Annotated in this window: 19 protein-coding genes, 1 pseudogene and 1 other annotated feature; of the genes and pseudogenes, 10 read left to right on the top strand and 10 right to left on the bottom strand. The window is 41.2% G+C overall.

Translation table 11 applies throughout. The annotated features are described in order from the left end of the window. Window positions 1-50 precede the first annotated feature (50 nt). From PTET_RS05240 to PTET_RS05205, 8 genes are read left to right on the top strand one after another with little or no spacing between them, the layout of a single operon-like run. Window positions 51-1,007, top strand: a complete 957-nt coding sequence (locus tag PTET_RS05240) for an AAA family ATPase (protein ID WP_013464508.1) — start codon at window positions 51-53, stop codon at window positions 1,005-1,007. Window positions 1,008-1,010: 3 nt separating this feature from the next. Continuing rightward, the gene (locus PTET_RS05235) at window positions 1,011-1,955 is read left to right on the top strand and encodes a DUF58 domain-containing protein (RefSeq protein WP_024602812.1); all 945 of its coding nucleotides are present in this window, start codon (window positions 1,011-1,013) and stop codon (window positions 1,953-1,955) included. 3 nt (window positions 1,956-1,958) lie between these two features. Beyond that, the gene (locus PTET_RS05230) at window positions 1,959-2,393 is read left to right on the top strand and encodes a DUF4381 domain-containing protein (RefSeq protein WP_013464506.1); all 435 of its coding nucleotides are present in this window, start codon (window positions 1,959-1,961) and stop codon (window positions 2,391-2,393) included. Then, entirely contained in the window at window positions 2,386-3,369 is a 984-nt protein-coding gene (locus PTET_RS05225; protein ID WP_013464505.1) for a vWA domain-containing protein, read from the top strand. Before PTET_RS05230 ends, PTET_RS05225 begins: the two co-directional genes overlap by 8 nt. After that, complete coding sequence (locus tag PTET_RS05220) at window positions 3,369-5,264, top strand: vWA domain-containing protein (RefSeq protein WP_013464504.1); 1,896 nt, start codon at window positions 3,369-3,371, stop codon at window positions 5,262-5,264. The genes PTET_RS05225 and PTET_RS05220 overlap by 1 nt, the downstream gene beginning before the upstream one ends. Then, window positions 5,258-6,904, top strand: coding sequence for a BatD family protein (locus tag PTET_RS05215; protein ID WP_013464503.1), 1,647 nt, complete (start codon window positions 5,258-5,260; stop codon window positions 6,902-6,904). The genes PTET_RS05220 and PTET_RS05215 overlap by 7 nt, the downstream gene beginning before the upstream one ends. A gap of 54 nt (window positions 6,905-6,958) precedes the next feature. Further along, window positions 6,959-7,516 (top strand): sigma-70 family RNA polymerase sigma factor, encoded by a 558-nt coding sequence (locus PTET_RS05210; RefSeq protein WP_013464502.1) that lies wholly within the window; start codon window positions 6,959-6,961, stop codon window positions 7,514-7,516. Continuing rightward, window positions 7,516-8,268 carry a DUF3379 family protein gene (locus PTET_RS05205; protein ID WP_096038300.1) on the top strand — a complete coding sequence of 251 codons (753 nt, stop codon included), beginning with the start codon at window positions 7,516-7,518 and terminating at the stop codon, window positions 8,266-8,268. Before PTET_RS05210 ends, PTET_RS05205 begins: the two co-directional genes overlap by 1 nt. Window positions 8,269-8,420: 152 nt before the next feature. On the opposite strand, the gene PTET_RS05200 is transcribed toward PTET_RS05205, so the two are convergent. Continuing rightward, complete coding sequence (locus PTET_RS05200) at window positions 8,421-9,611, bottom strand: amino acid aminotransferase (protein ID WP_008464755.1); 1,191 nt, start codon at window positions 9,609-9,611, stop codon at window positions 8,421-8,423. A gap of 78 nt (window positions 9,612-9,689) precedes the next feature. Next, a complete protein-coding gene (locus tag PTET_RS05195) occupies window positions 9,690-10,349 on the bottom strand; it encodes a GAF domain-containing protein (RefSeq protein WP_013464500.1) in 660 nt (219 codons plus the stop codon). Window positions 10,350-10,596: 247 nt separating this feature from the next. On the opposite strand from PTET_RS05195, the gene PTET_RS05190 reads away from it, so the two are divergent. Further along, on the top strand, window positions 10,597-10,926 hold the full coding sequence (locus tag PTET_RS05190; protein ID WP_008464752.1) for an SUI1 family translation initiation factor: 330 nt from the start codon (window positions 10,597-10,599) through the stop codon (window positions 10,924-10,926). A gap of 15 nt (window positions 10,927-10,941) precedes the next feature. Here PTET_RS05190 and PTET_RS05185 read toward each other — a convergent pair. Beyond that, window positions 10,942-13,951: pseudogene (locus PTET_RS05185) on the bottom strand (bifunctional diguanylate cyclase/phosphodiesterase). 189 nt (window positions 13,952-14,140) lie between these two features. Further along, window positions 14,141-14,263 (top strand) — a sequence feature (Phe leader region). A 44-nt stretch (window positions 14,264-14,307) separates the two neighbouring features. Between PTET_RS05185 and PTET_RS05180 the strand changes: the two are divergent. Continuing rightward, window positions 14,308-15,465: a chorismate mutase gene (locus PTET_RS05180; RefSeq protein WP_013464497.1), complete on the top strand. Its 1,158-nt coding sequence runs from the start codon at window positions 14,308-14,310 to the stop codon at window positions 15,463-15,465. 61 nt (window positions 15,466-15,526) lie between these two features. Here the strand turns inward: PTET_RS05180 and tyrA are convergent, their stop codons facing one another. The 7 genes from tyrA to ffh all read right to left on the bottom strand — a co-directional run bounded on the left by tyrA (window position 15,527) and on the right by ffh (window position 21,607). Further along, window positions 15,527-16,660 (bottom strand): bifunctional chorismate mutase/prephenate dehydrogenase, encoded by a 1,134-nt coding sequence (tyrA, locus tag PTET_RS05175; protein ID WP_013464496.1) that lies wholly within the window; start codon window positions 16,658-16,660, stop codon window positions 15,527-15,529. A 281-nt stretch (window positions 16,661-16,941) separates the two neighbouring features. Continuing rightward, window positions 16,942-17,811: an MYG1 family protein gene (locus PTET_RS05170; RefSeq protein WP_013464495.1), complete on the bottom strand. Its 870-nt coding sequence runs from the start codon at window positions 17,809-17,811 to the stop codon at window positions 16,942-16,944. A gap of 192 nt (window positions 17,812-18,003) precedes the next feature. Continuing rightward, window positions 18,004-18,363: a 50S ribosomal protein L19 gene (gene rplS / locus PTET_RS05165; protein ID WP_008114473.1), complete on the bottom strand. Its 360-nt coding sequence runs from the start codon at window positions 18,361-18,363 to the stop codon at window positions 18,004-18,006. A gap of 33 nt (window positions 18,364-18,396) precedes the next feature. Continuing rightward, window positions 18,397-19,164, bottom strand: a complete 768-nt coding sequence (trmD, locus tag PTET_RS05160) for a tRNA (guanosine(37)-N1)-methyltransferase TrmD (RefSeq protein ID WP_013464494.1) — start codon at window positions 19,162-19,164, stop codon at window positions 18,397-18,399. Continuing rightward, the gene (gene rimM / locus PTET_RS05155; protein ID WP_008114470.1) at window positions 19,164-19,700 is read right to left on the bottom strand and encodes a ribosome maturation factor RimM; all 537 of its coding nucleotides are present in this window, start codon (window positions 19,698-19,700) and stop codon (window positions 19,164-19,166) included. Before rimM ends, trmD begins: the two co-directional genes overlap by 1 nt. 17 nt (window positions 19,701-19,717) lie before the next feature. Continuing rightward, window positions 19,718-19,966 carry a 30S ribosomal protein S16 gene (rpsP, locus tag PTET_RS05150; protein ID WP_008114468.1) on the bottom strand — a complete coding sequence of 83 codons (249 nt, stop codon included), beginning with the start codon at window positions 19,964-19,966 and terminating at the stop codon, window positions 19,718-19,720. A gap of 261 nt (window positions 19,967-20,227) precedes the next feature. Next, complete coding sequence (ffh, locus tag PTET_RS05145) at window positions 20,228-21,607, bottom strand: signal recognition particle protein (RefSeq protein ID WP_013464493.1); 1,380 nt, start codon at window positions 21,605-21,607, stop codon at window positions 20,228-20,230. Between the last annotated feature and the right edge of the window lie 146 nt (window positions 21,608-21,753).

The raw sequence follows: 21,753 nt of genomic DNA, 5'->3' as shown, positions 1-21,753 counted from the left end.
ACCTAACCAATTTAGGTATTATTTAAGCTGACGAGGACAGTCCACTTATTATGGCAGCTAACGCATTTTCACAATTAAAAACGTATTTAGACACCCAAATTATTGGCCAGCCTGCGCTCACTCAAGCACTATTAATTGCTATTTTAGCCGATGGTCATTTATTAGTTGAAGGCCCACCGGGGCTTGCAAAAACACGCGCTGTTAATGCCTTAGCAAAAGGTATTGAAGGCTCGTTTCAGCGTGTTCAGTTTACCCCAGATTTATTACCAGCCGATGTGACCGGCACCGATATTTATCGCCAACAAACCAGTGAGTTTGTGTTTGAAAAAGGCCCTTTATTTCATAACCTTATTTTAGCGGACGAAATAAACCGAGCACCAGCAAAAGTACAATCGGCATTATTAGAAGCAATGGCCGAGCGCCAAGTCACGGTGGGCAAAAACACCTATCCACTCAGTGACCTGTTTTTAGTGATGGCAACACAAAATCCGCTTGAGCAAGAAGGTACTTACCCGCTACCAGAAGCGCAATTAGACCGTTTTTTAATGCACCTAAGTATTAATTACCCAGGTGCTGAGCATGAGCTTGATATTTTACGTTTGACCCGTGGTGAAGCACTTAATGATGAAGCCCCAGTGCTTGAGCAAATTTCACAACCCGATTTGTTTGCTGCGCGAAAAGCAATTTTAGGTCTGTATTTGGCCGAGCCATTAGAGCAGTACTTAGTTCAATTGATTATTGCTACTCGAGAAGGCGCAAACTTAGATGAGCAACTTGGCCGCTGGATTGAATACGGCGCAAGCCCTCGCGCTACTATCGCTCTTGATAAGTGTGCCCGCGCTCATGCGTGGCTAAGTGGCCGTGATTTTGTATCACCTGATGATATACAAGCTGTTGTACATAATGTATTGCGCCATCGTATTATTTTAAGTTACGAAGCACAGGCCGATGGTATTACAAAAGATCAGGTTATTAGCCGTATTGTTGAACTAGTCGCAGTACCTTAAGTTATGCAAACACACGTTGATTCTCAGGCATGGCTTAAATTAAGCCATAGCCATGGTGTTAATTTATCGCTTAAAGAGCTGATGTATTATAAAGCAAAAGCGCAACTGCTTGAGCTGGCACCTAAAGTTAGAATAAAAAACACCTTGGCGGGGCAATACCTTGCGCCCCACAAAGGCCGGGGTATGGAATTTGCCGAAGTGCGTCATTATCAAAACGGTGACGATATACGCTCTATTGATTGGCGCGTTACCGCACGCACAGGCGAAACCCACACTAAACTTTTTCAAGAGGAAAAAGAGCGCCCGGTATTTGTGTTTACTGACTTTTCAAACTCAATGCTATTTGGCTCGCAATTACTGTTAAAATCGGTGCAAGCGGCACATATTAGCGCCTTAGTTGCGTGGTCAGCGTGTCAGCGTGGCGACAGAATTGGCGGTATTGTGTTTAATCAGCACTCGCATTTAGAGCTAAAACCCAGCGCTCGTGAAAAAGCGGTATTAAAACTATGCCATAATTTATGCGATGCGCATCAGCTGGCTCTTGAGAACATTGATAAGCCGGCCGCGAATAATTTTAGCGATAACCTCAAACGTTTAAATCACTTAGCTAAGCCCGGTAGTTTGGTTTATATCGTGTCTGATTTTAACGCCTTGGATGACGCCAGCTTTAAGCAACTTGAACTTTTAGCGCGTCATTGCGAACTGATTGGGTGTCATATTAGCGACCCCTTTGAACATCAATTACCTGCTTTTAAACAAACGGTAACCGTCAGTGCTAATAATCAGCAATTTGCCCTGCCCTTAATGGACAAGAGCTTTAGACAACGATTTGCCAAAAATGCCGAGCACGCATTTAGCGCGCGCATTAATCGCTTAACAAAGTCTGGACTCACCCTATTATCATTTGATGCAGCCACTGCGCTGGAACTGCAATTAGTGAGAAAATAAATCATGCAAACCTCTCCACTTGATGGTCTACACGATATTATTGCTCCCACCCAAGTCGACTGGTGGCCACTCGCTCCTGCTTGGTGGGTTGTTATTGCAATTGCTGTGTGTTTATTGTGTAGCTTAATTGTCATAATTTATAAAAATTATCGCTTTAAAAAGCCAAAACGTGATGCCATTGCATTAGCTAATCAACAACAGTCAGCGCAGCAATTACATGTCATTTTAAAGCGTTTAGTGATCACCTATTACGATCCGCGTTTGGCCGCGCAATCAACAACGCATTGGTGCAACACATTAAACCAACTTTCAGCTATTGGCTTTACAGAAGAAGAAATTTTAAGCCTATATAACGCTAATCAAACACAGGCAGCCCTCAGTGATAAATTTCGCCAAGCCATTAAACAATTTAAACTAAAGGAGCCGCTGCATGTTTGAATTTAGCTGGCCATGGCTGTTTTTATTACTGCCGCTGCCTTTAGTATTGTTACTATTAAAACCCGCCGCCAATGATGCCAACACGCGTCTGCGCATTCCAAGTTTTGCATCACATAATTTAAGCAATCAAAGCATAGAGCCAAGTGCGCGTAAATTGAATATTATCGAGTGGTTGCTATGGTTATTATTAGTGACCGCATCAGCAAATCCAACGTGGTTAGATGAGCCCATATCGCTACCCAACGAAGGCCGCGATATAATGCTCGCTGTGGATTTGTCAGGGTCAATGACCGAACAAGACATGGCTTACAATGGCCAATATGTTGACCGTTTAACCATGGTTAAAGCAGTGCTAAGTGACTTTATAGAGCAGCGCCAAGGCGACAGACTCGGCCTTATATTGTTTGGTGATACCGCTTTTTTACAAACCCCATTGACGCGTGATGTGAAAACCGTCAGTAAAATGCTCTCTGAGGCGCAAATTGGTTTAGTAGGACGCGCCACGGCGATTGGTGACGCTTTAGGTTTATCGGTAAAACGCTTTGCCAGTAAAAAAGAAAGTAACCGTATTGTGGTGTTGCTTACAGATGGACAAAACACCGCGGGAAATTTAAACCCAGAAGATGCACTGTTACTTGCCCGTGAAGAAGGTATAAAAGTGTACACCATCGGAGTCGGTTCAGATAACCCGCGCGGCTTTAGTTTATTTAATATGGGCTCTGGGGGCAGTAACCTAGATGAGGGCTTATTGAAAAAAATTGCTGAGCAAACAGGCGGTCTGTATTTTAGAGCAAAAGATGTCGCTGGCCTGCAACAGATTTACGCTGAGCTTGATAAGCTTGAACCAATTAGTGCCGATGAGCAAACCTTTCGCCCACAAACAGCCTTGTTCTATTATCCGTTATTACTGGCCATTTTACTCATAAGTGCAATGGCATTGATAAAAACGGTGCGCGCAATGAAGGAGCCGAACTAATGGATTTTGAATTTATTCGTCCTGCTATTTTATGGCTGTTACTCCCTGCCTCAGGGTTATTTTTTATCGCCTTACTAAAACATAAAAAAACCCAGTCAGCGCCACTTATTGCGCCGCATTTGGCACCATTTGTAATGAGTGAATCAAATAATAAAGCTCGCCAGCCGCTGTGGCTGGTTGCGTTATTTTGCAATTTAGCGATTATATTTAGTGCAGGGCCAAGCTTTGAAGAGAAACAAGTACCCGTGTTTCAAAGTAAAAGTGCCCGCGTTATTGTCATGGATATGTCCTACTCTATGTATAGCACCGACATTGCTCCCAATCGATTAATGCAATCACGTTTTAAAGCCCTCGATATGGTTGAGCTATTCAAAGAAGGCGATACCGCGTTAGTGGCTTACGCAGGCACTGCCTATACCATTTCACCACTGACCAACGACGCTAAGACTCTTGCCAACCTTATTCCTAGTTTAAGCCCTGAAATTATGCCAGATAAAGGCTCAAACGTACTCGCTGGCTTAGATATGGCACAAGAGCTACTAAGCCAAGCCGGCTACCTCGATGGCGATATTATTTTGATCACCGATGGTATTGAGCAACAACAGCAAAGCGATGTAAGCCGTTTTACCAACAGTAGTCAATATCGACTTAATATTTACGGCGTAGGCACCGCACAAGGAGCCCCTATAAAGTTACCTGAAGGCGGGTTTTTAAAAGATAATTATGGTCAAATTGTGGTGCCAACCCTCAATGCATCTTTACTTGAAGGACTTGCAAAAAATAGCGGTGGGCAGTTTGCCGATTATCAGCCAAGCAATCGCGATATTGCCGTTTTTTCACCGCAAGCAAACAGTGAAGTATTAAAAAGTGAAAAACCAAATTTAGCCTTATGGCGAATTGACGCCGGTATTTATGGTTTGCTTATTTTACTGCCTTTAGCTTTGTATTTATTTAGACGATCTGCATTAGTTAGCGCAGTACTATTACTTAGCTTTTTACCTCAACAAAATGCGCATGCCGCAGAGCTGCCAACCCTGTTTAAAAATACGGATCAACGGGCATTAGAGGCATACAACAACAAAGAGTATCAACAAGCAGCTCAGGCTCGCTCAAGCGCTCTCAAAGGGGCTGCACTTTATCAGCAAGGGCAATTTGATGCTGCCTTGAATGAGTTTAGCCAAGATAAGTCAGCAACCGGTTATTATAACTATGGCAACGCCTTGGCTAAAGCAGGACAATTAGAGGCTGCCATTGACGCGTATAAACAAGCGCAAGTAAAGCAAGATAACTTTAGTGAAGCCGCTGAGAATCAAGCGCTTGTTGAGCAGTTACTGAATCAACAGCAAGACCAAGAAAATCAGCAAGGCAATGATTCGCAAAATCAAGATGAGCAAAGTCAAGATGATGCAGATAAATCAAAACAAGATCAGCAAAAAAATGGCGAGAAAAACAGCGCAGATAAAAGCGAAGAGGACAGCCAAAACAGTGAACAACAGCAATCAGATCAGTCCTCGGAACAATCAAAAGATCAACAAGGCCAATCTGGTGAGCAATCAGACAAACAGAATGAGCCTGACATGCAAGCTCAGTCACAAAGCCAACAAAATGAAAATAAAGACGAGAATAAACCGCAGCAAGATGAGCCGCAAAATCAACCTAATGAAATGAGTGAGCAACCGCCCTCTGATGAGCAAAAACAGCAGGCACAGCAACAAGCCATGCAGGCACAAGCCGCTGAGCTCACTAATGAAGAAAAAGAAAAAGCACAGCAACTAAATCAGTTATTAAGAAAAGTGCCCGACGATCCCGCTATTTTATTAAGAAACAAAATGCAATTAGAAGCCCAAAAAAGACAATATCAACGTCGTCCAACAGGAGTAGAAAAATCATGGTAATGCGATTATTTTGCTGTTTATTGCTATTAACTGCCATGCCATTAATGGCCGCCACCACTTTGGAGGCAAGCGTTGATAAAAACCCAGTATTAGCGGGTGAATTTTTTATGCTTAATATTAGCATTGATGATTCAATAAAAGGGCAACAACCCGACACCTCAGCATTATTAAAAGATTTTGTAGTCGGCCCTATGAGCTTAAGTAGCCGCACTAACATTATTAATGGCAGTATAAAAAAACAAACCTCTTGGTCTGTTAAACTAATGACCCGCAAGGCGGGTGAATACACCATTCCCAGTTTTAGTGTTGCAGGGCTAAACTCGCAACCAATTAGTTTATCGGTTAAAGAGCGCAGCAGCGACGCAGATAAAAATAACGATATATTTTTAAAAACCTCACTCTCAAACAACAGCTTATTTGTACAAGAGGCTGGCGTTTACACCATTAAGCTTTACTTAGCCAAAGAGCTTCTTGATGGCAGCTTAAGTGCGCCAAGTATGGAAAATGCACAACTTACCCAACTCGGTAAACAAAGCGAAGATTATGAACTGGTTAACGGTAAACGTTATTTAGTGATCACCCGTAATTATTTAATTCAGCCCCAAAAAAGTGGCGCCTACACTATTGCAGCTCCCGTTTTTCAGGGGCGTATTCAGCAAAACTATCGTCAATTGGAAGTGTCAGCGCTTGGCGATGAGCAGCAAATTGAAATTAAACCTATCCCTGAAAACTATCAAGGAGACTGGTTACCCAGTGAACTGGTGAGCTTAACCGAGCAATGGCAGCCAGAGGATAATACCGTTGAAGCCGGCACGCCGATAACACGTACAATTATGCTCACCGCGCTAGGGGTGACTAAAGAGCAGTTACCCGAAATTGATATGCCTACTATTAATGGTATTCGCAGCTACCCTGATGAAAAAGAAACCAATAATGCGGTACGTGATGGTCGAGTGGTATCGCAGCAAAGCGCCTCGTATGCGCTACTGCCACAAACACCTGGCACTTACACATTACCTGAAATTAGCTTGCCTTGGTATAACACCAAAATGAATCGAATTAGTTACGCGACCTTACCTGAGCGTACTATTACAGTAACCCCCAGTACAACAGCGCCAGTGCAAACGCTTAATCCGCCAGCTGAAAACAACCTAAATAACACTATGGCAGAGTCAACGGAGCAAGCAGTTACAGTGCAACAGCAAACTGTCACACCACTGTGGCTAATTATTGTGGCCTCGCTTGGTTATGTTTTATGGATTGCGACGGTGATTTTTTACTTTATTAAACGCCCAGCTAAAGAAGTGCAACAAGCGGCTCAAACAACTAATAAAACAAATCAACAACCATCTTTAAAAGCCCTGCTGGTATTAGCTAAAAGCCATGACGAAAAAGCATTTTACGATGCGCTTAATCAGTATGCACTAACCCTTACAGGTAAAAAGGTAGGGGCCTTATCCCATTTATGCGCTATGATAAACAACTCAGAGTTCACCGCGCAGGTAAACGATTTACAAGCACAGTTGTACAGTAAGCAAACGGCTAGCGCCAACTTAGACGCTATAGTTAGCATGTTAAAGGCACATCAATCGCAAACAGCTAAGCCATCATCACCTGCGTTAAAAGAGCTGTATTCTTGATCTCAATTGTATTTTGCTTTTTTGGCCTATAATAATTTTAATTAAAAAGTGCTTATGTTTGGAAATAAAAAATCGAATGATCGGGTCTTATTAAATATGGCTGAAAAACAACAACGCTACGAAGCCCTGGTTCACGTTTATCATAAGGAACTCTATCGCTTCGCTTACTGGTTATGTAACGATCCGAATATTGCAGATGACTTAGTGCAAGAAACCTTTTTACGTGCTTGGCGCTCGCTTGACTCGTTACTCGATCAAAAAGCAGCTAAGCCATGGTTGCTAACAATTTTAAGACGTGAAAATGCAAGGCGCTTTGAGCGCAAGCAATTTGATTACAGTGATGTAGACAACGACACGCTAGTGGATCAAACCAGTCATTCTTTAGATGATGAAATGGAGCAAACCGTTATTCAACGGCAAATTTCGTTGTTGGCCGATGAATACAAAGAGCCGCTACTATTACAAGTGGTTATGGGCTGCTCTGGGGATGAAATTGCAGACATACTCGATTTAAACAAAAATACGGTTATGACACGTTTATTTCGAGCAAAAAATCAACTTAAAGAGGCACTAAGCCGTGATGATGAACAACTTAAAGGGGCATCAAAATAATGGATGAACTTGAGTTTCGTCGCCGCACGATTGCACAGCCAAACGAGCTAGACAAAGAACTACTGGAATTTGCAAACAGCAGTCCCGATAGACAACAATTTTTAAATGAAAACAAAACATTTGATAAGCAACTCAATGATGCGCTTGATATTCCTGTGCCTGACAACCTTGCTGAACGGATTATTTTAAACACCTCGTTAAAAGAAAAAGTCAGAAAAGATGAGCTTGAACAAAAAGACAATGTCATTGATTCACGCTCACGCTTTAAGTTTAACCGTGTATATTTGGCGTTCGCTGCTTCATTTGTGATTGCGGTAAGTGCGTTTATGTTTAGCACAGAGCAAAACTTGAATCATGCGGCTGGCGAGCATGCATTGGCGCATGTTTATCATGAACTTAACGCGTTAAATAAAACTCAACCTATCAGCTTACAAACAGTCAATGAAAAGCTGGCTTTACTTGGCGGTCAACTTAATGATTTACCTGGGAAAGTTACTTATGTTAACTTTTGCGATTTTCAAGGCGAGAAAGGCATCCATTTAGTGTTTGAATCGGACTTTGGCCCTATGACCGTGTTTATTGTCCCTAGTGATAACAAAGTCTTTGAAATTGGCTCGGGTGACTTTAGTGACTCTCGCTACGTAGGCCATATAAGCCGAGGAAAACAAGCTGATACTGTACTAATAGCAAGCCTAGGCTCACCGGTTGATATGTATAATGAACGTATTGCAGGCGCTATTCGCTGGCTGTAATACCAATTTGTATAAATATTTGAACAATTTAACGAGTTAAACTCCCTTATATCTAAGCAGATTGATATAAGGGGATGGGTATTACAAACAATAAAAAAACCGCAACGAGTGTGCGGTTTTTTTATTGCTAATAAGCTAAAACTTATTATTGGTTACTTACATACATCAGCAACAGCGTTAGCAAAGTAATCGATGTTTGCTTGACTAATTCCCGCCACGTTTACACGGCTAGAGCCCACAATATAAATACCGTAGTCTTTTTGTAGACGCTCGATTTGCTCTTTATTAATACCTAAGAAAGAGAACATACCGTGTTGGCGGTCTATAAATGAGAAGTCTTGAGCAATGTCTTTGGCTGCAAGGCTGTCTTTAATTAAACTACGTAAACCATTAATACGGTTACGCATTTCATCAAGTTCACTGTGCCATAACTGCGTTAACTCTGTGCTGCTTAAAATGGTGTTTACAATGTCTGCACCGTGCGCTGGCGGCATAGAATAAATGCTACGTACCACACTTAATAATACCGAGTTTGAAATATCAGCGGTTGCACTGTCTTTTGCAATAATTGAACACGCACCAATACGCTCACGGTATAAGCCAAAGTTTTTAGAACATGATGAACAAATGATCAACTCTTCAACCGCATTGGCTAAAATACGTAAACCATTCGCATCTTCTTCTAAAGAAGAACCAAAACCTTGGTATGCAATATCAATCAATGGCGTAAAGCCCACATCTTTTGCAAGTTCAGCAATGGTATTCCATTGTGTTTCGTTTAAATCCATACCACTTGGGTTGTGACAACATGCATGTAATAACACAACATCGCCCTTAGGCACCTGTGTTAATGTTTCAACCATTTCATCAAACAATAAATCTTTGTTTTCGTAGTCGTAGTATGGGTATTCTTTAACAGTTAAGCCTGCAGCTTCAAATAAGCTAATGTGGTTAGCCCACGTTGGGTTAGTAACCCATACAGTAGCGCCTGGGTTACAACGTACAATAAATTCTGCTGCAACACGAAGTGCGCCTGTACCACCAGGTGCTTGTGCTGTGCGTACGCGATTAGCTAATAATGCCGGGTGCTCACCAAGAAGAAGATTTTCCATTTGTTGACAGTAATCTAAGTTACCAGCAAGACCAATGTAAGATTTGCTCATTTCATTTTCTAAACGAAACGCTTCTGCTTTTTTTACTGACTTTAATACCGGGGTATTCCCCTGCTCGTCTTTATATACACCAACCCCTAAGTCAATCTTATTAGGGTTAGTATCTTGCTTATAGGCCGCCATAAGGCCAAGAATAGGGTCTGTTGGTAATGGTTTTAATACTGAGAACATTGACTATCTCTTCGTTATTTAGGGGTTAGCTGTTGCGCTAAGCTTAACATAAAAACTCACTCGATTGACCAGTGTTATTTACACTAAAAAGTGAGGAATTTTAATACAGCATGCAATTAATAACGCGAGTGTCGCATTATCAAAAAAATCCGTGCTAAAGGCTTCGCCATCGACAATGCCAATGCACTGCTTTTGCGCATTAAATAGTGGTAAACAGGCCTCTGCTTTTACTTTCGGATCGCAGGTGTAATACTCACCACCCGCGGCTAAATATTGCTCAACATTATTAATGACACGTCCTTTACCACTGAGTGCCACTTGCACATTATTACTGCCGGTTGCAAATTCAGCGGTGAGCGGAAATAAAGGGCGACTCGGTGCACCAAAATAAGCGAGCTTTAATAACTGCTCGCCTTCAGGGGTGGCCGTATTTTGATAGATGCCATACCAATCTAACTGGGTGTTTTCGATTACATAGTCAACAATCAACTGAAGTTGCGCTAACTTTGCCGTTGTTTGCGTATTTTGGCTAACGTAATCGTTTAAATTAAACGGCTCATCTTGCAAGTAGCCGAATAAACTACATGCGCCACCTTCACCGAGTTCTGGAATTTGATACTGCCAACGCACGGCCGGTGCAGCATTGCTATTTAAGTACTGCTCAAGCTTTTCTAGCTCAGCATTAATTAACTGTTGCTCTACATTAAGCTGAGCTTGCTCTAAATAAGAATTTATCATTTGGCCATCCATACATCTATAATGCCGAAATAGTAGCATGGATATTTTTATAGCGCTAGCCAATTTAAAGCGCTTTTTAAAATCCTTAAGCACTTTTATTCATAAGCACTATTGCGGTACTTAAACAGAGGATGTTTATCTTTGCGGGATTAAAAGGTGTTCAGCTTAGGCGCAAAAATTACGCCTTTGCGTCACAAATTTGTTATTATTTAGCCCAATATTAGATTCAATCTTAGATAGGTTAATTATGAGTGATAATCACTTAGTGTATTCAACAGCAACAGGGCGAATTGACCAGCCAAAGCCAGAAAAAGAACTGGATGTAAAACTATTTAAAGACGGGTCTATTCGCATAGAGCGTCAAACCAAAGGTCGAAAAGGTAAAGGCGTAATGCTAGTTGTAGGATTAGATCCCCAACAGCACGATTTAAAAAAGTTAGCAAAAACAATAAAAAGTAAGATGGGCCAAGGTGGCGCAGTAAAAGAAGGAGTTATTGAAGTACAAGGTGATGATCGCGATAAGTTAAAGGCGATTTTAGAAGGATTAAAGTTTAAGGTGAAAATTGCGGGTGGTTAACCCGCAATTTTTGTTCTATTCAGGGACTTTTAACGCAGCTAATTGATCAAACAACACAGGGATATCGGCTTCGGCTACGGGCTTACTAAAGTAATAGCCTTGCACAATAAAACAATTATTGTTTTGTAAAAATTCAACTTGCTCTATTGTTTCAACCCCTTCAGCAACCACATCAAGCTTGAGCTTTTGTGCCATCGCAATAATCGCAGCGGTGATCTCCATATCATTATCATCTTCAGGGATATCTTTAACAAACGAGCGGTCAATTTTAAGAATATCAACAGGAAAACGTTTAAGGTAACTCAACGAAGAATAGCCCGTACCAAAATCGTCAATAGAAATTGAAATACCCAGCTTTTTCAATTGATGTAGCTGATCAATAGCCGCCTCAACATTACCCATTAGCATGCTCTCAGTCAGTTCAAGGTGCAGGCTTTTAGCATTAATTTGCGTCTCTATGATTATTTTTTTCAGCATAGGTACTAAGCTTGCGTCTTTAAACTGCCTTGCTGACAGGTTTATCGACATGTTGCTCGCTCTACCTTGTTGCTCTAGTCGTTTAGTGAACTCACACGCTTGTTGTAATACCCACTTACCAAGTTCCACAATTAAACCCGTTGCCTCAGCAATAGGAATAAATTTGGTAGGTGGAATGAATTCCTGCGTAGGATGGAACCAGCGAAGCAATGCTTCATATCCCACTACACTATTATCGCGACAATCAACTTGTGGCTGATAATGCAGTGTGAGTTGTTTTTCTTTAATTGCATGGCGCAACTCATTTTCAAGGAATAATCGCTCATTGGCGGCTGCATTTAGATCTTGGCTATAAAAGTGGAACGTATTGCGCCCTTTCGCTTTTGCTTCATACATGGCTAAATCGGCATGTTTTAATAACTGATCTTCTTCTAAGCTATCAAATGGCGCCAAAGTAATACCAATACTGGCACTAACAATCACTTCGTTACTACCTAATTTTATTGGCTGATTTAACGTTTTTTGAATGGTGTCAGCGACTTCCGATGCTTCTTTTTGATGCTCAATACCACTGAGTAATACCGCAAACTCATCACCGCCTAAACGGGCTATAGTATCTTCTGCTCGTAAGCGCTGCTTTAAGCGTGTTGCCACTTCAACCAATAGTTGATAGTTGATCGCCTGCATCATGACCTAAAGTATCGTTAATACGCTTAAATTCATCCAGATCAAAATAAAATAAAGCAAACGAGTAACGCCCTCTTTCAGCAAGCGCCATCGACTTTCTAAGCTGCATTCTAAAGAATGTACGATTAGCAAGCCCGGTTAATGTGTCGAAGTAAGCGAGCTGTTCCATTTTGCGTTGGCTTTCTTTTACAAATGAAATATCTTGCGCTGAAGCAACGTAACTGGTGATTTTTCCACCATCTTCACGAATAGGTGACACACTCAGCGATACCCATATGGGTGGCTTGTTTTGCGCTTCAATAAGGGTATCCCCTCGCCAGTAATTACGGTTGCGCAAATCAATGTCAATGTCCTCTACCAGCATGGTCATTTCATTAGCAATAATAGTCAGAAGTGGCTGGCGCAGGAAATCACTTTCTGCAAAGTCGGTCATTTCCAGCATTTTTGGATTAACATATTCAATCACAAAGTTTTCATCAGTAATCACCACACCTGTGCCCGAGAAGGCAACCGCTTTAGACAAGCGATTTGCAGCCTTTTCTGCAATTTCTTTTTCTATTATGCGCTGGTTTAAGCCATCGATGAGTTTGCGGATTTCAATGGTCATATCTTTAAATGAACCATTAAGCGTACCGATTTCATCTTTATTTTCTTTTGGAAAATCAATTTCTAACTGGCCTTTACCAAAGTTAGTAACCGCATAAACCAATGAATGCAGGCGTCTTAAAACTAATTGATAAAGTGCTTGATGTAATAACAAAGCAACTAAAATGGCATACAGAATAAACAAGCCAAAAAACTTCAGTTTTAAGTCTTTCAGTGCCGATAGTGTAGAAGAGCGCTTTTTATATACGCCCACGTACCAATTTACACCTTCAACTTTATGGATATTTATAATGTAGTCTTCACCATTTAATGAAAACGAGTCGGCATATTCCGGCAATTGTATTTGCCCTGCATTATCAATAACTCGCTTTAGCTCAGGAGAAATAAAATCGCCAGGTAGCAACTTTTTACCCGCCTCTCCGTATTGGGTATAACTATCGGCTCCTAAATTAGGGTGCGCCAATAGCTGCCCTTGCTTATCGAACACCACTAAATGTTTTTCTTTTCCGCCGACGGGCAATTGCGATATGAGAGAGTCGAGAGAAATATCACTACCCGTAACTCCTAAAAACTCATCATTTTTATAAATAGGTACAATTAAACTAACGACCCACTTATTCCAAACGCCATCGTAATACACTCGTGACCACAGCGGCTCGCGTTGTGGGTTTGTTAACGATTTTGCGTAATTAAAACTTTTGCTTTGATTAAAGGTGTAATCTCCGGGGACATTAAGTGCCCAATTTGGTGGCGCAACACGGATAAAATTATCTTTGGTGATCAGGTAAAAATTATAAAAATCTTGAATTAACGTGGGGGAAATCACTTTCCAAAGCGATTCAGAATCTGCAATTAACTGTTTATAAAAAGGAGAATAAGCATTTTCGGGAATGAACGCCGCAGATAAGCCATCGGCAGATGCGCTGCGCACTGAACCATCATTGGTGACTTGCATAGTCGGGGCATTGTTATTCTTAAATGATAATTGCCCCTCAAATAACTGCTCGCTAACAACAATATTAGCTTGCTCAGCTATTTTAACTTTGGTCGCTATCAAATTATTAAACTGGTTTATTAATAATTCATTTGATTGCTTTAATACCTCATGCTCTTCAAATACAAGCTGTTTCTCTTCTGATTTGAGCATTAAAGCAGCCGCACAAATACCTGCAACTAAACAAATGCCAGAGATCAACAGTGATAACTTGACACTGAGTGAGTTTATTCCAAATCGAGATGGAGGGCGTCGATACACAAAAGGCCAACCTTATTTATAATTATTATTTTTGCGAGTAGTAGAAATATACCAGATCTCAAATCAGAATTATAAATTATTTGTAAAGTTTTTAAAAAACAATATGTTTTGTATATATATCAGGTAAAAAACCTATTTAATATAAGTGCTTGTTGACATTAGAGGTTACTCTTCATACATTAAGGGCATGAATATAAAATACTCACTTACTTTCTTATCTTTTTTTAGCTTCTTTATATAGAAGAGGCTTCCCTGTTTGTGAGATAAAATCAATCGAATAGTAAAGCCTCCCAACTGGGAGGCTTTTTTGTTTACGCTGTTAAATACAGTGACATTTTTGGAATGAGGAAAACCAAATGAGCAATGATGTTTTAGACACGCTTAGGCACGATATAAATGAAATCGATTCTGACCTACTTGTGTTATTAGCGAAGCGACGCCGTATTAGCCATGGTGTTGTTGAATATAAGATAGCGAATAATAAACCAATTCGTGATGAAGCACGTGAATTAGCATTACTCGAAAAATTAATCGGTTATGGTAAATCTCTTGGTTTAGATGCCTACTATGTAAATAATGTTTTTCAAACCATATTAGAAGACTCAGTATTACATCAACAAGCTATGCTGCAAAAAAACCTCAACCCTGATGCGCTAAGTGAAACCCATCGGGTGACCTATTTAGGCGGACAAGGATCTTACAGTCAACTTGCGTGTCATAAGTACTTTAGTCGCCGACCAGGCAAATTAATTGAAATTGGCTGTAGTTCTTTTGATGAGATCACCGGTAAAGTAGAAAATGGCCAAGCCGACTTTGGCTTGTTACCTATTGAAAATACCAGCTCAGGCAGTATTAATGAAGTATTTGATTTACTCCAGCACGCGCAAGTCTCTATTGTCGGCGAAGTCACTCACAGCGTAGAGCATTGTTTATTAGCCGCCCCAGACACAGAACTTAACCAATTAACCAAAGTGTTTGCTCACCCGCAACCGTTTGCTCAATGTAGCCGTTTTTTACAAGGGCTTGGCGATTTGCAGCATGAGACCTGCGATTCAACATCGAGTGCATTAAAATCAGCACTTGAAACACCTAACAGTGCGGCTATTGGCTCTGCACAAGCAGGTAAAAATGTAGGGCTTGAAGTCATTAAGGCCAATCTTGCTAATCAAAAAGAAAACCATAGTCGCTTCATTGTGGTTGCACGTAAACCGCTACATGTATCTAAACAAATCCCCACTAAAACCAGTTTAATTATGGCAACTAAGCAACAAGCAGGCTCACTCGCCGATGCGCTGATGATTTTTAAACAGCATAATATAAATCTAGTAAAATTAGAGTCTCGCCCTGTACCAGGAAATCCATGGGAAGAAGTATTCTATGTGGATTTAGAAGCGAACCTTGCTGATAGCCAAGTGAAACATGCGTTAGAAGAGCTTAAAGAGCATACCCAGTACGTACGCGTATTAGGCTGTTATCAAAGCGAATCACTGCAAGCGGTGAGTGTACAAAGCTAGCCTAAAGCAACATTAAAAAAGGGCCTGCGGGCCCTTTTTCGTTTTAATTAATCTGTCACGTTTAATCGAGTACTTTGGCGTCGTTCGCTTTATTTAATAAACTGCGACTTTGTGTCAAAAAGTGCGCTGTGGAGTCAGAAAAGTAGGCTTTTGCATCAGCAAAGGCATCGATTAAGGCTGGCTTATCCCCTGCTTTTAACTTTTTAAGCGTCTCTGAGAACAAACACTGATACTGCGCTAATAAGCTTTCTACATTATCAAATTGCGCCAGCATAATATCAGTATACAACTCTGGCGATTGCGCAAAGAGACGACCGACCATCATCAGCTCTAACTGATAAATAGGTGATGAGCAACTACGCAGCTCTGCCAGTGTATGTCCTTGTTTTGCTAAAAACTGACCGTACACAAAGGTGGTTAAATGGCGCATAACCTGAATGATTTGCATCGCTTCATCGTGTTTTTTAGCATCAAGTTCTACTAACTGACAGCCCCAAATTTGTAGCTGCTTTAATAAACCTTGTGCCACTTCAGGATTACGCCCTTCACATACCACCACGGTTTGTTTCACCCAATGAGAAATATCAGGACCAAACATGGGGTGTAAGCCAACAACAGCGCCATTGTGAACTTTTTTGAGCACATTTAACGGCGCTTGTTTAACCGATGTAATATCAACCAGCAAACAATCATCATCGAGTTTAGGTAACGCGTTAACAACCGTTTCGAGGGCATTAATTGGCACACTGATCATCACCAGTTTTGCGCCTTTTAAAATCTCTGCTGCCTGTGATTGCTGGGCTTTATCTAAAACTTTAACTTCGTAACCCGAGCGCTGAAATTGTTTTGCAAATAGCTGCCCCATTGCCCCTTCACCACCAACAATGACAATCGGAGATAGTTGTGAGTCGGCACAAGCTAATTTGGCCTGTTGATTTTGATAAGCTTCACGCATCATGCGCCTGAGAATGTCTTCGACTAAATCAGGGTTTACACCTTGATTAATTGCCTCTTGGCGTCGTGCAGCTAATAAATCAGCTTCTCTATCGGGTGCATGTAGTGGCGCGCCAGTTTGTTGTTTTATTGCGCCAATTTGTTGAGTAATACCATTGCGCTTTGCAAGTAAGGCAACCAGTTGCGCATCGCATTCATCTATACCTTTTCTTAGCTGCGCTAAATCACTTATCTCTGCCACGTTCTCATTCCATCCAAAAAAGCAAAATCGTAAATTAATAATTACAAAAAAGTAAACTAATCAATACGATAAATACTAACAGGATACGTTAGGGGTTAAAAGGCTAATTAGTGAAAAGATCAGTATGAGTCACTCAACTGCGACCAAGGTAGGATAATTAAATGAATAGAGCACAGCTTGCGTAAAGTGAATTAAAAAGCATATAAAAATGTAAGTCTATGCCGAGTTTAAACAATGAAAATTAAAGTGGCTTAATAGCCACTTTAATTAGCACTTTTTATCTAATATTCCAATGCCATAGTCGCAAGCGACATAACACTTTCAAATGATTCTGCACCGGCGATAAATAGGCCATTATGGCAAAACATAGCATCATCTATACCGGTCACTGCTTGAAATTCACTATCAGATAATCCAGCCCACGGTGCAGGTAATGGCTTTCGGTCTTCAAACGAGCCTAGCTCTGCAGGTACCGTTTGCACTATCCACTTACCAGAATGCGATGGATACACTACATATAGCGCCTCTTCTGATAAGCTATGTACGGTTTTTTTCCACGGCGTATAACGCTCTAGTACGATTAATCGTGGATCGTCTGCCTGTTTAATTGCTTGAGCAACAATCTTTTTAGCATTTAAACCACCCTGCGCTGAGGCAACAAAACGAAGCAGCAAAGTGTGTGCAAATTCAACCGCTTGATCAAAAGCAGCATCAAAATTACTTTCTTCTTCCCATGTTGGGTTAAACATAGAAATTGTTTGGCTTAAACTAATTCCTGTGGCAACACCTTCAACATGACCACAATCAATGGCATCAATAGTTGATACAAGCCCTGCATCAACTGCATTCGCCACATCTTGATTATCATCACATATTGCTAAGCCATATTTTTTCCACACCAAGCCAAATGACGAAAAAGGAATCCCATTTTCGCGAGCACCGGCACCGCCGCGCTGATGATGATCAAACCGGTCAGTTTCTGGGTCATATTGGCCGCCAACATCAATAACCACATCAGCGTCATTAATAATCGCATTATCGCGTGTGCGGATAAGGGTAAAAGAAGGGAAAATAATTTTAAGCGCAGCGATACTAAAAACATCATCTGCATGAAAATTGCCGTTGTGCGTAACTATCGTTTTATCATTCATTTTTGTACATCATTTTTTGCAAGAAGTGAGAAGATATTGTGCTTTGAAGTGAACCACACTTTAACGCATGCTGGTTAAGGTGTGTATTGGTTTTTAAATGTAGCGATATAAAAATTGCAATAGCATTAAAACCAAAACGGGTTGCAACCCAAAGGTTGCAACCCGTTTTTTTGCGTTGATAAACAGCGCGTATTAGTTAAGTTTTTCTCTAATACGTGCAGATTTACCTGAACGCTCACGTAGATAGTAAAGCTTAGCACGACGAACCGCACCGCGACGCTTAACTGTTACGCTATCAATAAGAGGGCTGTGCGTTTGGAATACACGCTCAACACCTTCACCGTTCGAGATTTTACGAACTGTGAATGCTGAGTGAAGACCACGATTACGCTTAGCGATTACAACACCTTCAAAGGCCTGTAGACGCTCTTTAGCACCTTCTTTTACTTTTACCTGTACAACTACTGTATCACCAGCGCCGAATGCAGGTACGTCTGTTTTAAGCTGCTCTTCTTCAAGCGCTTTAATAATATTTTGGTTTACTTTTGCCATTATGTTTCTCACTTTCCTAGGTGTAACTGTCTTCTAGCCACAAGCTTTTTGGTACTCTTGCTGAAATTTCGCGAGTAATACCGCTTGCTCCTCAGTCAGAGCTAGGTTATGCAACAAGTCAGGACGGCGAAGCCAAGTTCTACCTAATGACTGCATAAGCCGCCATTTTGCTATCTCTTGGTGGTTTCCGCTGAGTAATACAGCAGGCACCTGTTTGTCGTCCAATGTTTCTGGCCGTGTATAGTGAGGACAATCTAGCAAGCCATCCGAAAATGAATCTTGCTCTGCTGACTGGTTGTGTCCTAACACCCCTGGCACTAATCGAGCTACTGCGTCAATTAATGTCATGGCAGGTAGTTCACCTCCACTCAAAATAAAATCACCAATTGACCATTCTTCGTCAACGTACGATTCTATTATTCTCTCGTCTATACCTTCATAGCGACCGGCAATTAAAATCAGTTTTTCAGAGCTTGCGAGTTCGCTAGCCCCTTGCTGATCTAGTTTGCGCCCTTGTGGCGACATATAAATTACTTTTGCACCATCCCCTGCAGCCTGTTTGGCTTCAAGAATGGCTTGTTTAAGCGGCTCAACCATCATTAACATGCCTGGCCCGCCCCCGTAAGGACGATCATCTACGGTTCTATGCTTATCAGTTGCATAGTCTCGTGGATTCCAGCAGTTAAAGTCGATTAAACCCTTTTTAACAGCGCGACCGGTTACACCTTGCGTTGTAATTGCATCAAACATATCCGGGAAAAGGCTGATAACCCCTACCCACAACGAACTTGTTTGACTCATTAAAAGCTTGGATCCCAATCTACAGTAATTTCTTTCGCATCATATTTAACCTCTTGAATAACTGAATCAGTTAAAAAAGGAATTAAACGTTCTGCTTGGCCAAATGCATCTTTACTGTTTGCTTTCACAACCAGTACGTCATTTGAGCCTGTCTCCATAAGGTCATCAACAATGCCTAAGTTATAACCTTTATCAGTTACAACCGACATGCCAATGAGATCTCGCCAATAGAATTCACCTTGCGGTAATTCTGGTAGCTGCGCTGAATCCACAGAAATTTCAACATTGGTATAAGCCATTGCTTGGTCTCTGTCGTTTACTTGCGCAAACTTAGCGATAAAGCCTTTGTTGTGGCGACGCCAGTCGACCACTTCTAAGGATTGCCATTTACCTTGCTGCCCTATCAACCACGGGCTGAAATCGAAGATCCCTTGGGGATCATCAGTAAATGAATGCACCTTAAGCCAGCCCTTTATACCATATGGGGCGCCGAGCTTTCCTACGACAATTATTGATGAGGTGTTCTCTTGACTCATGGTTACACTTACGCCTATTAAGCCGCTTTACGAGCGTCTTTAACTAATTTAGCTACACGATCTGAAAGACCTGCGCCTTGACCTAACCAGTGCTCAACACGTGGTAAATCTAAACGAAGTTTTTCTTCTTGACCTGAAGCGATTGGGTTAAAGAAACCTACTTTCTCGATGAAGCGACCGTCACGCGAGAAACGGCTATCCGCAACCACAATTTGATAGAAAGGGCGTTTTTTAGCGCCACCACGTTGCAAACGAATAGTTACCATACCGTCCTCTAAATAGATTGACTGTTTTCATTAATAAGATTTACTCCCCAGTATAGGGAGCCGGTGAATTGTACGAGTTTTTAGCAACAATGCAAGTAAGAAGTGATGCAAAAAGGCAGTTTAGTAGATTAAACCGTGATCCAAGATGAAAAAGTATATGAATAAGCTATTCTGTGCATAGTTTATTCAACAATAAAGAGGCATTTTGCCTCTTTATTGATTACTTTTTATCTCGTATTGGAGGTATTAAAGGTTAAATTATTAAAATTTTGGACCACCGCCACCCATCATGCCAGGTGGTAACATCCCTTTCATGCCACGCATCATTTTTTGCATGCCACCTTTACCTTTCATCTTCTTCATCATTTTTTGCATTTGCGTAAATTGCTTAAGCAGTTTATTGATCTCTTGTACTTGCGTACCAGAGCCCGCAGCAATACGCTTTTTACGCGAACCTTTGATGATTTCTGGGCGTGCACGCTCTTTTTTGGTCATAGAGCTAATAATCGCTTCCATTTGAATAAAGGTTTTATCACCCATTTGCCCTTTAACCGCATCTGGGATGTTTTGCATGCCAGGCAGTTTATCGAGCATCGACATCATGCCACCCATGTTTTTCATTTGCTTTAATTGATCAGCAAAGTCATCCAGCGTAAAGCCATCACCTTTAAATACTTTTTGTGCTACTTTTGCCGCTTGTTCTTTGTCTACTTTCATCTCGACTTCTTCGATTAATGAAAGTACATCACCCATGCCTAAAATACGTGAAGCAATTCGGTCTGGGTGGAAAGGCTCAAGGGCATCAGTGCGCTCACCCACACCCATAAATTTAATTGGCTTACCAGTAATATGACGAATAGATAAAGCAGCACCACCTCGGGCATCACCATCTGTTTTAGTCAGTATCACACCGGTCAGCGGTAAAGCTTCGTCAAATGCTTTTGCTGTATTTGCCGCATCTTGACCTGTCATTGCATCAACAACGAATAGCGTTTCGATTGGATTAATTGCATGATGCAAGGCTTTAATTTCATCCATCATGTCGCTATCAACATGCAAACGACCCGCAGTATCGACTAATACAACATCAATAAATTTCTTTTTCGCATGAGAAATGGCGGCAGTTGCAATATCAACTGGTTTTTGCGAAATATCACTTGGGAAAAATTCTACATTAACTTCTGTTGCTAAGGTTTCTAATTGCTTAATTGCCGCTGGACGATACACATCGGCACTCACCACTAGCACAGACTTCTTCTTGCGCTCTTTTAAAAACTTAGCCAGCTTACCCACACTGGTGGTTTTACCCGCACCTTGAAGACCAGCCATCATCACTACCGCTGGCGGCTGTGCGTTAAGGCTTAGCTCTTCGTTAGCTTCACCCATGGCTTTTTCAAGTTCTTCACGAACAATTTTTATAAATACTTGGCCAGGGCTCAAGCTTTTGGTGACTTCAACACCAACCGCACGCTCTTTAACTTGCTTTACAAACTCGCGAACAACAGGCAACGCCACATCGGCTTCTAAAAATGCCATTCGCACTTCACGAAGTGTATCTTTAATGTTGTCTTCAGTTAAGCGACCACGGCCACTAATATTTTTTAGGGTTTTACCTAATCGTTCTTGGAGGTTCTCAAACATGTAACGGTTCCGAAAAGACGTTTATATCAACTCTATTAATAAGGTCGATGTTATTAAAATTCAATTGAAAATAGTATACCGTAAATGGTGGCATACAATACAGTGCTGAAGTGCTGCTTATTGAGTTTCTTTTTACAGGGTCTATG

Source organism: Pseudoalteromonas tetraodonis (assembly GCF_002310835.1).
GTDB classification, from domain to species: Bacteria; Pseudomonadota; Gammaproteobacteria; order Enterobacterales; family Alteromonadaceae; genus Pseudoalteromonas; species Pseudoalteromonas tetraodonis.
The sequence above is the reverse complement of the archived record's forward strand: the minus strand, read 5'-3'. Positions and strand labels throughout refer to the sequence as shown.